Source organism: Desulfovibrio diazotrophicus (assembly GCF_902498985.2).
GTDB lineage: Bacteria > Desulfobacterota > Desulfovibrionia > Desulfovibrionales > Desulfovibrionaceae > Desulfovibrio > Desulfovibrio legallii.
This window is the reverse complement of the sequence record NZ_OX346397.1, coordinates 426991-440542: the sequence shown is the minus strand read 5'-3', so window position 1 is coordinate 440542 and position 13552 is coordinate 426991. Positions and strand designations below refer to the sequence as shown.

Below are 13552 nucleotides of genomic sequence, written 5' to 3'. Positions count from 1 at the left end.
GCATTTCCGGCGCGGTCTGGGCTGCGGACACATCGCGCAGAAAGGCCGGCCCCACGCAACGGGAAGGCAGGCCAACGCCCGTTAAGGTCAGGGCCAGACCCACCGACAGCAGTCCACGCCGCAAGAGGCCCCGCCCGCGACGGCGCGGTCTGGCCGTGTCTTTTGCGATGCGTGTCTGTAGCCGGTCTGCGGCGGCTGCCGTATTCTGATTCACCTGTTCCCGCCGAACATAAAAATTTTGCCGCCCATGCGGGCGCGCTGCATTATGCAAAAAAAGTGCCTAGGCCTGCCGTTTTTTCAGCTTCTCAATAAGGGTAGTGCGTTTGATGCCCAAAAGCTCGGCGGCCTGATTTTTGACGCCCTGGGCCGAACCAAGAGCCTCATCAATAAGGCGACCTTCCACCGCGTCCAGAAAGTCTTTCAGATTCAGCCCCTGGTCGCTCAGCACGGCCAGGTCCGGCCAGACAAAGGCCCCTGTGCCCGCAGGTGTCGGCGCGCCCGTCCGCACGTCGCGGGAGACGGCCGGAACGGCGGGACTTGCGGACGGGGCCGCTTCCTCAACCGGTTCCGGCAGTGCGGCGATGTCGCCCACCTGGTCCAGAATTTTGCGCGGCAGATCGTCCGGAAAGACGGTATCCCCGTCCACCAGGATGCTCAACCGCTCCATGAAGTTTTCCAGTTCCCGCACATTGCCGGGCCAGGCGTAGGCCACCAGTACGCGCCGGGCGTCCGGGGACAGCCCCAGGGGCGGCCGTCCTTTTTTGGCGCAGAAATGGTTGAGAAAATGCCGGGCCAGCAAGAGCACATCGCCGCCGCGCTCCCGCAGCGGGGGCAGGTGCAGGGGGATGACGTTGAGACGGTAGTAGAGGTCTTCACGAAAGCGCCCGGCCGCTACTTCGGCTTCCAGATCGCGGTTGGTGGCCGCCACAATGCGCACGTCCACTTTTTTGCTGCCCGTGCCGCCCACCCGCTCGATTTCCTTTTCCTGCAGCACCCGCAGAATCTTTACCTGCAGGCTCAGATCCATCTCGCCTATTTCGTCCAGAAAAACCGTGCCGCCGTCGCCCATTTCAAACCGGCCGGGCCGGGAACGAATGGCGTGGGTAAAGGCCCCCTTCTCATGGCCGAAAAGCTCGCTTTCCAGCAGATCCTTGGGAATGGCCCCGCAGTTGATGGGCACAAAGGGCTTTTCCGCCCTTTGGCTGTTGGCGTGCAGGGCGCGGACCAGCAACTCCTTGCCAGTTCCGGATTCTCCGGTTACAAGCACGGTGCTGTCCGTAGGGGCCACCTTGCCCAGCACTTTGAAGACCTCGGCCAAGGTGGTGCTTTGCCCGATAATGCCGCTGGTGTTCACATCCATGAATAACGTCTCCACCTGAAGGCTTTCTTTTGTGTCAATACACTGACACGGACCGGATTGCCAGTAAAAAAGCACCCGCACGAGCCCACGCCGCCATGACCTCTGCCGTCCCCACCCCCCAACCAGCGCTTTTACCGCCCTGCCCGCTGGACGCGGTACGCTCAAAGGTGGACAGCGCCTTGGCCCTGGGCCGCAGCCTAGTCCTGCAGGCCGAGCCCGGTGCGGGCAAAAGCACTCGCCTGCCCCTCTGGCTGCTGGCCGCCCCTTGGCTGCGGCAGCACGACAAGCAAGGCCGCATCCTGCTGCTGGAGCCCCGCCGTGTGGCCGCCCGTGCCCTGGCCCGCTACTTGGCCCGCGCCCTGGACGAAGACGTGGGCCGCACCGTGGGCCTGCGCATGCGGGACGAAACCCGCGTCAGCCACGCCACCAAGCTGGAGGTGCTCACCGAGGGGGTGCTTACCCGCCTGCTGCAGGCGGACCCGCAACTTACCGACACGGCCTGCGTGATTTTTGACGAATTTCATGAGCGTTCCCTCACCTCGGACACGGGCCTGGCCCTGTGCCTGGAAAGCCAAGCAGCCCTGCGCCCGGACCTGCGCCTGGTGGTCATGTCCGCCACGCTGGACGCCGCGCCCGTGGCCGCGTTGCTGGGCAACTGCCCGGTGGTGACCTGCCCCGGCCGCGCCTATCCTGTAGACATCCGCTATCTGCCCCCCAGGCCCGAAACCACAAGATCTCCCGGCGGAGCGCCCCTCTTGTGGCGGCACATGGCCGCAGTCATTGGCGAACTTTGCCGCACAGAGCCGGGCGGCCTGCTGGCCTTTCTGCCCGGCGCGGGCGAAATCCGACAAGTGGCGGCCCTGCTGGAAGGCCGCCTGCCGCCCCATACAGATCTCTACCCGCTCTACGGGAACCTCTCTCCCCAGGCGCAGGACGCGGCCCTGGCCCCGTCCCCGCCGGGACGCCGCAAGGTGGTGCTGGCCACGGCCATTGCTGAAACCTCGTTGACTATTGACGGCGTGCGCATGGTGGTGGACTGCGGCCTGGCCCGGCTGGCCCGGTTTGATCCGGCCAGCGGCCTGACCCGCCTGGTGACGGAGCGGGTCTCTCTGGCCGGAGCAGTGCAGCGCGCCGGACGCGCCGGACGTACGGAACCGGGCCTGTGCTGCCGCCTGTGGCGCCATGCCGAGGACCACGGCCTGCGCCCGACCGCCCGGCCGGAAATTCTGGAGGCAGACCTCTGCGGCCTGACCCTGCAACTGGCCGTCTGGGGGGCGGAGCCCACGGCCCTGCCCTGGCTTGACCCGCCTCCTGCCGCCGCTTTGACCGCGGCCCGCCAGACCCTGCAACGCCTGGGCGCGCTGGACCCCAGGGGCCGCGCCACGGCTCTGGGGCGGCGCATGGCCGCCCTGCCGCTGGACCCGCGTCCGGCTCGGATGCTTCTGGGCGCACAGGACCAAGGGCACGGCCCCCTGGCTTGTTGTCTGGCTGCCCTGCTGGCGGAACGCGACCCTCTGGCCCGCGCAGAGGCCCCCCAGCGCGCCGCCGGCTCCATCATGCGAGAAAATAGCGCCGACCTGGGCAAACGCCTGGACTGGCTGTGCCGACCTGCCCGGGCAGGCCGGCAGGACCGGTCACCCCTTTCAGACGGTATGGGGCATGGGGGCGGCGCACAGGCCCGCCTGCGCCGCCAGGCCCTGCGCCTGGCGGGACTGCTGCGCCTAAAAGAAGATATCTTTGCCGTCGCTGCAGCGGACCACAAACACGCCGGCCCAGTGCTGGCCCAAGGCTGGCCAGAACTGACGGCCCAGCGGCAAACCAGGGACGGCGCGCCGGATGCGGTCGGCGGAGCCCGGCCCGGCGTCACCTATCTCATGCGCTGCGGCCGCGCAGCGCGTCTGCCCGCTGCGGACAGTCTGAGCCGCAGCCCTTTTCTGGCCATAGCCGTGGCGGACGGGGCCTCCCCGCACTGTCGCATCCGTCTGGCCGCGCCTCTGGAAGCCGGAGACCTGACCGCCCTGTTCAACGAGGAGATGGTGACGGAAGAGCACGTGGCCGTCAGCCCCAGCGGGCAGGTTACGGCCCGGCGGCAAACCCGGCTGGACGCCCTGCTGCTGGAGGACGTCCCCTTGACGCGCCCTGCTTCGGAACTGTGCGCGGCCGCCCTCTGCGATTATGTGCGCCACCGTGGCCTCAATGCGCTGCCCTGGGGCGCTGCGGCCCGCCAATGGCGCGCGCGGGTGGCCCTGCTGCGCGACCTGGAAGGCGAGCCCTGGCCAGACCTGAGCGACGCCGCGCTGCTGACAGGCCTGGAAACCTGGCTGACCCCGGCGCTGGCCGGCTGTACCGCCCTGACGGACCTGAATGCCGAGGCCCTGAGCACGGCTCTGCACAGCCTTTTGCCCGGACAGCTTGGACGGCGTCTGGCACAGGCGGCCCCCACCCACTGGCAGGTGCCGTCAGGCGCGTTACGGCCCATTGTTTACGGCGATGACGGCGGCCCCTGGCTGGCCGCCAAACTGCAGGAATTTTTCGGCTGCGTCCAAACCCCAGCCATTGCCGATGGCCGCGTGCCCCTGACCCTGCACCTCAACTCGCCAGCGGGGCGACCCCTGCAGATAACCCGCGACCTGCCCCACTTCTGGCGGCACGGCTACCCTGCCGTGCGGGCCGAAATGCGTGGGCGCTACCCCCGCCACCCCTGGCCCGAAGACCCCACAACAGCCCCGGCCACCGCCCTCAGCGCCAAACGCATGGCCGCTCGCACGGCCAAAAAGGGCTGAAAAAGTCCCGCGCCTGCCCCGCCCCCACAGGCCGTCCGCCTTGACACGCGGCCCAAGACCCTCTACACAAATCCCGTCGCGCTCATAGCTCAGTTGGATAGAGCGACAGCCTCCTAAGCTGTAGGCCGCAAGTTCGATTCTTGCTGGGCGCACCAATATATTTCAAAGGGATACACGGTTTTTCCGTGCATCCCTTTTTTGATTTGGTGGCCGCCTGATGACCAATCTGCGCAAAAATTTTGGAGAAGCAAGCGGGCGCGCTGGTCGGCCTCATATGTGGCGTCACATAACATAAGAATGTACGTCATGCAAAAGCAGAACGTGCAAACCCACACGACGGAAGACCAGCACAGAAAGGCTTTGAGAAAAAGATTGCCAGTTTTGTATGCCTAGCATACAATTTTGATCATCACGGTATGGAGAGTGGTTGTGAACGCCGAGAACGAAAAAATAGCCCACCTATTTCTGGAACTGATCGAAACCGTAACCACGCTGGCCAGGCGGCCCGTGGTTTTTGGAAAAGACATTTTTTACCGGCGCGAGCTGCATAGCATCGCCCTTATCGGCCAATCGGAAGGGATTACCAGCGCAGAGCTGGCAAAATTTTTTGGCATTACGCGAGGGGTAACCCACAAAATTTTAGTGCAGCTTGAAAAGAAAGGGTTTATCCGCAAGACAAAACAGCCGGATAACAACAGAGACATAGCGCTGTACCTGACCGAATCCGGCCAGAAGGTCTTTGCCTTGCATGAGCGCTACCATCAAGAACTTTCACGCGAATTCTACAGTTTTTTGGCAACCAAGAAGCCTTCTGTACGCCGCGAATACATAGATTTTTTGCAGCATGCCCTCAATATGGCCAAAGAACATCTGTAATCAGGAGCGCAAAATGATTATTAAAACTCTTGTGGAAAATACGGCCCTCAATGACACCTTCAGGGCCAATCACGGTCTTTCTTTTTATATAGAAACGCAACAGCACAAAATACTTTTTGATGTGGGTAAAAATGAAAATATAGTATATAATGCAAAGCAATTGGATGTCCACCTGGACCAGGTTGATACCGTTGTCATATCGCATGCGCATCTTGACCATGGCGGCGCTTTGGATATTTTTTTGGAAAATAATTCTACGGCCACAATTTACCTGCAAAAAAGTGCTTTTGAAAAATATTATGCTGTAACCGGCAATACAAAACAGGAAATAGGGCTGAATCGGGCATTAAAAACGCATCCACAGGTCAGACTTGTGGACGGATTTATACGCCTTGATGCAGAACTTTCCCTGTTCAGCAAAATCCTGGGGCGAAAGCTGACGTCACCGCTCAACGCCTGCCTCTGCAAACAAACGCAGCAAGAAATCGTCCCTGACGACTTTGAGCACGAACAGTGCCTTGTGGTGGAATCAGAAGGGAAAAAGCTCCTTTTTGGCGGTTGCGCCCACAACGGCATCGTCAATATTCTGGAACGGGGAGAAGACATCTGCAAGACGCAATTTGATTTTGTATTTTCGGGATTCCATTTGTTTGACCCCATTACAAAGACGCCGGAGAGCCCGGAACTGGTTGCCGCCATCGCCCAAGAACTGCTGCGCCGCAAAACGGTCTTTTATACCGGGCATTGCACAGGCCAGGAGGTTTTTGCCAGACTGAAAAAACTGATGGGTAAAAAAATTGAATACGCTTCCGCCGGTTCTCAGATATTCGTCTGAAGTCCGTCACGCAAACGGAGTGGCAGGCGTGCGCAAAGGCACGCCTGCCACCGCCAAGCGTTCGGCTGCGCGGCGCGCCGAGGAGTGCAGCATGACGGCGCAACCGGCCTCGCAGCGGCGGCTGCAATGGCGTCTTCAGGCCTTGCTGGTATGATTTTTGGCGTAGGATGCAGGAAAGAGCCGCGCGAGCGGCCAGATCTGAGGGGAAAAAATCTGCCTTACGCGGAGATTCGTTTAGCCTTTTCCGTAATAAGGTCGTCCAGGCACATTTTACATAGGGATTGCAGTGAAATTCCCTGACGCTGGGCCTCCTGGTTCAGTGCTTCCACCATCCAGATGGGAAGTTCAAGATCAATGCACATGGGGCTGTTGGGCTTGACGGCATGCGCCATATTGGCAAAAGGCATAACGCTTCCGCCATTATCAAAATATTCCTCAAAATTATTATTGGCAGCATTTTTCATATATCTGTACCTCGTCTTTTCTGGCCAAACGCACTGAAATCAGGTGGGTGCATCCACTGTGAAGCGAAATCAATGCGGTCCAATATCTCTCATTAAGCATTCTTATGCACGCATAAATATGTTTCTCACAATTGGTTAGCGGAAATACCAAAAGGTTTTTGTCCTGCCACCAATCTTTAGCCTCTTCAAAATTTACGCCCCGCAAATCCTTACTCAATTGTGATTCTTGTTCACATAATTCTTTTTTCATCTTCATTATCTACACACATTCTGCGGAACATGCAATAAAATTTTATTTTTTTACCTGCGTGGCAGGGTATCCCTCCACGCCGTTCCGGCGGCGGTTCGCCACAGCCCGACCGCGTCGCTCCGCTGGGCCGCTCTTTTGTGCAACCCCCTGCCCCGGCCTACTGCGGAAGCAGAGCGCCCAGCGACCCCCGCAACGTGGAACAACAAAACGCCCATGGGAGCCATGGGCGTTTTGTTGTCAAAAGCCGGCACAGACGCCGTGTAAAAGCGCCGCGCCGCCAAAGGCGAATACGGCACAACGCGCTAGAACTGATAGACAAACGTCACGCTGGCGTTCCAGGCGTCGGCCGTGCGGTCGTTTTCACCATTCATACAGCTGTTTCCCCACACGGAATCGGATTTGTCCAGAAACAGAGCGTCGTAGTACAGACTGCTGTAAATGGTAAAATTCTCATACATTTTGTACTTGTTGCTCAAGCCCACTTCCAGCAGCCCGTCGTTGCGGGTCAGGTACAGGCCTTCGCGTCCGGCATAGCCAGCGTTGTCGTTGGGGGCCATCCAGCTGCCCGTGGCGCTGTGCAGTTTTTTGAGCACGCCGGGGTCGTTGGTGCCGCCGATATAATTAACGCGCAAAGTGTGGCTGAGGTTCTCCACAAAACTCATGTCCTTCAGCCGCGCGCCCACACCCCAGGTGCCGGCCATGGATTTGCCCAGCAGGCTGTCACGCCCCATGATAGGGTCGCCGTGGAAGGCAAATTCCGAGAAGCCATTGGGATTGTTGGGGTGGATGCTGGGCATGCGCTCCGAACCGCTGCCCAGGTCGTCGTCATCGCCGGAGGTATACCAGCCATAAATGCCGGGCACGCTCCACTCCAGCTTGTACTCAAGCAGCAGCGAGGCCAGCCAGCCGGAACGATTCAAAGAAGAATTATCGTACTGCACGGAACCGTACACCGCGTCCCACGAAATCCTGAAAGGCTCAAAAGCCGTAACTTGGCCGGGCAAACCCACCCAGACGGCATTACCGTATTCGCTGAGTCTGCGGTCGGCATGCGCCCCTCCCTTGGGCGGCAGCAGGGGCAAGAGCCCTGCCCGCAGCCCTGAACCAGCGGCATAACTGTTGTAACGGCTTATCTGGGCTTCGTTGACATTGTCATAGTTGATGGCCGGACCAATGCCGGCATACAGGCCCCACGGCGTCAGGCTGAGCCCGTCGAAGGTCAGCGGCACGGTCAGGCCCACGGCGTCCAGGTTGTCCATGTAGCCTGGGTTGCGGTTGGTGGCACTGGTGGAATTGTCGTTGAGAACGCGCACCCAAAAAGCCGTCAACCCCACATTTTCCGTAACTGCGTAGGAAGCCGTAATGCCCGCCGCATCGTCAGCCAGTACCTGGCTGTTGTTGATAAAGTCGGGCAGTTGGATGGGCTGAATACCCATGCGCACCTTGAGGTCCGCCTGCGGCAGCATCCAGTCCAGATACGCGCCCTTAATTTTTACCCAGTCGCCGTCCGCGCCCAGAGCCCCGCCGCTGGCATTGGAACCCCAGTACTGCCCCATGCCGCGGTTATAACCGCCCAATTCGATCTGTACGGTGCCGGAAAGACGCTCGGACGCCGCCGCGTCCAACTGCAGACGCACCTGCTGGGCCGCTTCAAATTCGTCTTCGGTACTGCTGAAGCCCGTCCGCTTGCCGCCGGACGTAAAATTGCCGTTCTGTCCATAGTTAAAATTGTATGCCCAACGGCCTTTGGCAGTAAAATCAATAGCGCTGGAGCCAACCGGCAGCGCACACAACATCCCGGCAGCCAGCAGCAGCACAACAACCCTTTTCATCCCGCCTCCTTCAATTTGGTTGCCTTTCCTGAACACACTGCCGCAGCAGCGCATTGTCATCCCGGATTCAGATTATACAGGGGGGTTGTTATTACTATGCCTATTCATGATTTTTTTCCAGCGCATTTTTACGACCGAACAGCCACACCGGCAGCTGTGCGTCCCGTCAGGATGCCCGCTCCACCCAGGGGATGCGCCGGCACAGGGCTCCCAGCACGCAGCGCGTCCAAAGGCTGCCACTGACGAAATGCATCACTGCGATTTTGTTTACATTACCTGAAACAATTCTCCCTATTTATTACAATCCCGTGTCATCGTTTTATTTTTATATTAATGACGATAAGTTACATCCGAATACCGTCTGACAATGCCGTTGTATATCTGCGCTGCCCAGTGGCCTGGGCGTACGGATTTGCCTGTTTTACGGCCAGGCGGTGGGGCGACCCGCCCCTTTTACACCTGACCGTGGCGTGACGCGGGTCGCAGACACAACCCATACTAAGGAAGGAGGCGAGGGATGAGGAAACTGGCGACACTTCTGCTGGCGGCGGCCATGCTGCTGGGGACGGCGGGACAGAGCCTGGCGGTGGACTTTCAGATCAAAGGACGCTGGCAATTTGCCTTTGACTACATCAACGGCGGCAACTTTATGGGGAAAGACCGCGCCGGAAACCACACCATCGGGCAGCAATGGGCCGCCATGCGGCAGCAACGCGACGCATTTGAAGCCATTCAGCGCATGCATGTGCAACTGCACGCCATCGCCTCGGAAAATCTTTCGGGCACAGTGTTTTTTGAAATCGGCGAACAGCGCTGGGGCATGGATTCCCAGGGCGGCGCACTGGGCGCGGACGGCACAGTGGTCAAGGTCAAGCAGTCGTATATCGACTGGAAGGTTCCGCACACGCCTCTCAAACTGCGCATGGGCCTGCAGGGCGTCAAACTGCCGGGCTACGCCATTGACAGTCCGGTATTTCAGGACGATGTGGCCGGCATTACCGCTTCATGGAAATTTAACCCGCATGTGAGCGTAACGGGCGTGTGGATGCGGCCCTATAACGACAACTGGACCGGCAACAACAAACGCCCGGCCAACTACATGGACAACTTTGATCTGTTTGTGTTGAGCCTGCCCGTAACCTTTGAAGGGCTTAAAATCACGCCTTGGGGCATGGCCGGAGGCATGGGGCCCAACTCCGTCTACAAAAACAACATGGTCGTCAACCGGCCCGGCGGCAGTAAAGCCTTTACCCTGGCCAACCACAACAGCCAGCAGGGCATTGACGGGCTGCAGATCCGCGACGGCCTGTACCCGGCGGCCTTCAGCAGCCGACGGCCCCAATCCACTCTCTGGAGCAGTGAATACAGCACCATGGCCTGGGGCGGCCTTACCGGCCAGTGGACCCTGTTCGACCCCTTCCGGCTGACCTGGGACTTTACCTACGGCAGCGTGGACCACGGACGGGAATACCTCAACCGCCAGGGCTGGTACGGCATGCTGGTGGCCGAATACGCCACGGACTGGGGCCTGCCCGGCCTCTACGGCTGGTACTTCAGCGGCGACGACGCCAATCCCGACAACGGTTCGGAGCGCCTGCCCTACGTAGTCACGTCCAACAACCTGACCAACTCCCTGTCCACTTTCGGTTACCGGGGCAACCCCATCATGGGCGGCGGCAAGGGCATTCTGGGCACCAACCCATCGGGCACCTGGGGCGTGGGCGCGCGCGTCAAGGACGTTCCTTCGCTGGAAAACCTCACCCACACCCTGCGCGTCAACTACTTCGGCGGCACCAACAACACAAAGATGGCCTCTTACATCACGGGCCGCCAGGGACGCGACAACGACGGCCGCCAGATCTACCGCAACAATACGGACTTCAACTCCTTCGGCACCTACCTCACCACTTCCGACACGGGCATTGAAGTCAACCTGGACAGCAAATACAAGGCCACCGAGAACCTGACTTTTGTGGGCGAATTGGGCTACATCCACCTCTGGCTGGACAAAGACGTCTGGGGCCAATACCAGAACATTGCCGGCACCAGCCTGAACATGAAGGACGCCTGGAAAGCCTCGCTGAACGTTATCTACGCTTTCTAGGGCAGATCACCTTTGAGAATCTGTATTCTCAACGTTTACGGCACGTTCGTTTCGGCGCATAACCGCACAAATACATAGCTGAAGCTACGCTTGCGCCTCCACGGCGGCGTCTGTTTATAAACCGCCAGGGCATTTCAAGTATGGAATGTTCTGGCGGCTTTTGGCCGTTTTTCCGACGGCATCCGTGCGTGCGTCGACCTTGCCCCTGCCCTCTTTCCGTCCTGCGAGGGGGTCTCTCCTTCAGGCCAGCCCCGCTGCCGCCCGCCAAGCGGCAAAGGCAGCCTGGGCGCGGGCCGCGTAAAGGGCCTTGCGGTCTTTTTTACGGGCGCGTTCGTCCAGGGGGGGCATGAGGCCGAAGTGCACGTTGGAGGGCTGAAAGCGTTTGGCGGGCGTGCGCAGATGCCCCAGCAGCGCGCCCAGGGCGCATTCCGGCGGCGGCGTGGGCAGGTCCCGGCCGTAGGCGCGGGCTTCCAGTAGCATGCCCAGCCAAAGGCCGCAGGCAGCGGACTCCACATAGCCTTCCACGCCGGTGATCTGCCCGGCAAGATAAACGCCGGGCGCGGCGCGCAGCTCCAGGTCCGGGGTCAGGGCCGTGGGCGCATTGACGTAGGTATTCCGGTGCATGCTGCCGTAACGGGCAAATTCCGCCTGTTCCAGGCCGGGCACCAGGCGGAAGATGCGGGCCTGCTCAGATTGCACCAGTTTTGTCTGACAACCCACCAGGTTGCAGGCTTCGCCATTGGCTTTTTCGGCCCGCAGCTGGAGTATGGCCCAGGGGCGGCGGCCCGTGCGCGGGTCCACAAAGCCCACGGGCTTGAGCGGCCCAAAGGTCAGGGTGCGGTCGCCGCGCTGGGCCAGGGCTTCAATGGGCATACAGCCTTCAAAGTGCCGCTCCGACTCGAAGGCGTGGGCCTGTACCGTACGCGCCTCCAGCAGGGCAGTATAAAAGGCTGTGTATTCCTCGCGGCTCATGGGGCAGTTCAGGTAATCCCCTTCGCCGGGGGCGTCCCCCTGTTCCTGGCCGTAGCGCGAAGCGCGAAAGACCACGCTCATGTCCAGCGAATGGGTCCAGACAATGGGCGCAATGGCGTCGTAAAAGTAGCAGTGCTCCGCACCCACCGCCGCAGCCAGGGAAGCGGAAAGCTCTTCGGAGGCCAGGGGCCCGGCAGCGATGACCACGGTCCCTTCCGGAGTGCGGAACGGAGCCAGCACGGGGTCGTCCAGGCCGCACACATTGCGTTCCACCCGGCGGATGCGCGGCTGGGACGCCACCAGGGCCGTGAGCATGGCGGCAAAGGCTTCACGGTCCACGGCCAGGGCTTTGCCCGCGGGCACGCGACAGGCGTCGGCGGCGGCCATAAAACGGCTGCCCAGGGCGCGCAGCTCGGCCTTGAGCATCCCCACGCCCGAACTGCTTTCGTCCGAGCGCAGGGAATTGGAGCAGACCAGTTCGGCCAGGTTGTCGCTGATATGCGCCGGAGAGCGCCGCCCCGGCTTCTGCTCAAAAAGGGTGACGGCCAAGCCGGCTTCGGCCAGATGCAGGGCGCATTCACACCCGGCCAGACCGCCGCCTACCACGGCTATGGATTGCAAAGGCATAGGGAACTCCAGCCGGTTTGCGGAAAAAACATTGTCGGGAAAAAAGACATGATGAAACTCAGGCAGGCAGCTTGCCCAACTTTGACGCAGGGAGCAAGCCCCATGTGGCGCAATGCGCCGCAGCCTTGTGGCAGGCATAAAAAAAGCGGCCCGGCAAGACTTGCCCGAAACCGCTTGTAAAGCCTGCGCAGACCGCGCCGCAGCAGCAATGCCGCTGCGCGCCGCCGTGCGGCCCAGCCCCCGCCGAAGCGCGGCGCAAAACTTGCGGCCGGGCCCCTGGGAGAAAAAACGGGCTAGTTGATCCAGCCGCTCAGGGCGTCCACAATCTTACGGGCCTGCTCAGCGCTGGAAATGGTGAACTTGGACTGCTGCCGGTACTCGCCGCCGGACTTTTTGTAGCGCCGGATGACGAACATGTCCGGGCCGAAGGCGTTTTTCTCCGGCTGCCAGACCTGATAACGGAACAGGATGGTGGTCCAGAGCCCCTTGCTCAGAACGACCTTGTCCAGTTCATTGACTATGGTCTGGCCGTTTTCCTCAAATTGTACTGTAAGGTCGTCAATGCTTTCGTTCAAAATTTCCTCTCTTGCATCCCTTGGGCCGCAAAGCCCCATTCCTTTGCCGCTCTACGACACAGCGGCAAAACCTCAGGCACGGGTCGCGGTCCGCGCGGCCTGAAGCCGCGTCGGCGCCTGCGGGTCATCCGGCATAGTTGGCCAGCAGCCCCTTGATGTTTTCCGGCAATTGGGGGGTAGAAACCTCCATCTCCGCCGGGCCGGGGCCATAATTGTTGCCCAGAATCTGGCCGGAAGCCGTCATGGCCATGAGGTTTTCAGCCATGGTCAATTCCCTTCCGCTGGCCATCTTGTTGCCCAGGATGCGCAGGACGTTTTCACTGCTTTTTACGGGGCTCACGACAGTGAATTCCATGGAGCTCCTCCCTGTTTGCCGTAAAATAGCCTGTTCGGGCGTATGGCGCAAGGGGCCGGCGCTACGGCCGCCGCTCCCCGAAAAAGGCGCGCAAGATTGCGGCGCAGGTTTCTCCCCGCACGCCGCCCATATGCCAGACCCGGTGGTTGGCTTCAGGCGCGTCCAGGTACTCGACGCGGGAAATGACGGCCCCGGCGCGCGGATCTGCCGCGCCGTAAACAACCCCCGCCAACCGGGCGTGCACACAGGCCGCCGCGCACATGGCGCAGGGCTCCAGGGTGACAGCCAGCACGCAGCCGCCCAGACGGTAATTGCCCAGGGCCGCGCCCGCCTGGCGCAGCGCCAGAATCTCCGCGTGGGCCGTGGGGTCGTTGCGCCGGACCACGCCATTGCCGGCGCACGCCAGCAGGCGGCCGTCCGCCGCCGCCAGCACTGCGCCCACAGGCACCTCACCGGCTGCGGCAGCGCGGCGGGCCTCCTCCAGGGCCAGGTCCATGAGCCCTTCCCAGGTCCAGCCCG

General features: G+C 61.0%; 11 protein-coding genes and 1 tRNA gene. 5 read left to right on the top strand and 7 right to left on the bottom strand.

The features are described from left to right. Positions 1–280: 280 nt before the first annotated feature. Positions 281–1360, bottom strand: coding sequence for a sigma-54 interaction domain-containing protein (locus J7I12_RS01900; RefSeq protein ID WP_118228735.1), 1080 nt, complete (start codon positions 1358–1360; stop codon positions 281–283). 95 nt (positions 1361–1455) lie between these two features. Here J7I12_RS01900 and hrpB point away from each other — a divergent pair, with 95 nt between their 5' ends. The 4 genes from hrpB (at position 1456) to J7I12_RS01880 (ending at position 5854) form a co-directional block, all read left to right on the top strand. After that, positions 1456–4143, top strand: coding sequence for an ATP-dependent helicase HrpB (gene hrpB / locus J7I12_RS01895; protein WP_303192696.1), 2688 nt, complete (start codon positions 1456–1458; stop codon positions 4141–4143). A 78-nt stretch (positions 4144–4221) separates the two neighbouring features. Further along, positions 4222–4298 (top strand) — tRNA-Arg (locus tag J7I12_RS01890). Positions 4299–4572: 274 nt separating this feature from the next. Next, positions 4573–5019 carry a MarR family transcriptional regulator gene (locus tag J7I12_RS01885; RefSeq protein WP_288907444.1) on the top strand — a complete coding sequence of 149 codons (447 nt, stop codon included), beginning with the start codon at positions 4573–4575 and terminating at the stop codon, positions 5017–5019. Between the two features lie 13 nt (positions 5020–5032). Then, complete coding sequence (locus tag J7I12_RS01880) at positions 5033–5854, top strand: MBL fold metallo-hydrolase (RefSeq protein ID WP_288907445.1); 822 nt, start codon at positions 5033–5035, stop codon at positions 5852–5854. 218 nt (positions 5855–6072) lie between these two features. Here the strand turns inward: J7I12_RS01880 and J7I12_RS01875 are convergent, their stop codons facing one another. Together J7I12_RS01875 and J7I12_RS01870 are read right to left on the bottom strand one after the other, a co-directional pair. Beyond that, on the bottom strand, positions 6073–6261 hold the full coding sequence (locus J7I12_RS01875) for a hypothetical protein (protein WP_288907446.1): 189 nt from the start codon (positions 6259–6261) through the stop codon (positions 6073–6075). A gap of 609 nt (positions 6262–6870) precedes the next feature. Beyond that, positions 6871–8400 (bottom strand): outer membrane homotrimeric porin, encoded by a 1530-nt coding sequence (locus J7I12_RS01870; protein ID WP_302413012.1) that lies wholly within the window; start codon positions 8398–8400, stop codon positions 6871–6873. A gap of 517 nt (positions 8401–8917) precedes the next feature. On the opposite strand from J7I12_RS01870, the gene J7I12_RS01865 reads away from it, so the two are divergent. Further along, a complete protein-coding gene (locus J7I12_RS01865) occupies positions 8918–10504 on the top strand; it encodes an outer membrane homotrimeric porin (protein WP_270229203.1) in 1587 nt (528 codons plus the stop codon). Positions 10505–10744: 240 nt separating this feature from the next. Here the strand turns inward: J7I12_RS01865 and trmFO are convergent, their stop codons facing one another. The 4 genes from trmFO to J7I12_RS01845 all read right to left on the bottom strand — a co-directional run bounded on the left by trmFO (position 10745) and on the right by J7I12_RS01845 (position 13529). Next, positions 10745–12103, bottom strand: a complete 1359-nt coding sequence (gene trmFO, locus J7I12_RS01860; protein ID WP_242621225.1) for a methylenetetrahydrofolate--tRNA-(uracil(54)-C(5))-methyltransferase (FADH(2)-oxidizing) TrmFO — start codon at positions 12101–12103, stop codon at positions 10745–10747. Between the two features lie 293 nt (positions 12104–12396). Further along, positions 12397–12678 carry a hypothetical protein gene (locus J7I12_RS01855; protein ID WP_118229090.1) on the bottom strand — a complete coding sequence of 94 codons (282 nt, stop codon included), beginning with the start codon at positions 12676–12678 and terminating at the stop codon, positions 12397–12399. 124 nt (positions 12679–12802) lie between these two features. Next, a complete protein-coding gene (locus J7I12_RS01850) occupies positions 12803–13033 on the bottom strand; it encodes a hypothetical protein (protein WP_118229091.1) in 231 nt (76 codons plus the stop codon). A gap of 61 nt (positions 13034–13094) precedes the next feature. Beyond that, entirely contained in the window at positions 13095–13529 is a 435-nt protein-coding gene (locus tag J7I12_RS01845; RefSeq protein ID WP_118229092.1) for a nucleoside deaminase, read from the bottom strand. Between the last annotated feature and the right edge of the window lie 23 nt (positions 13530–13552).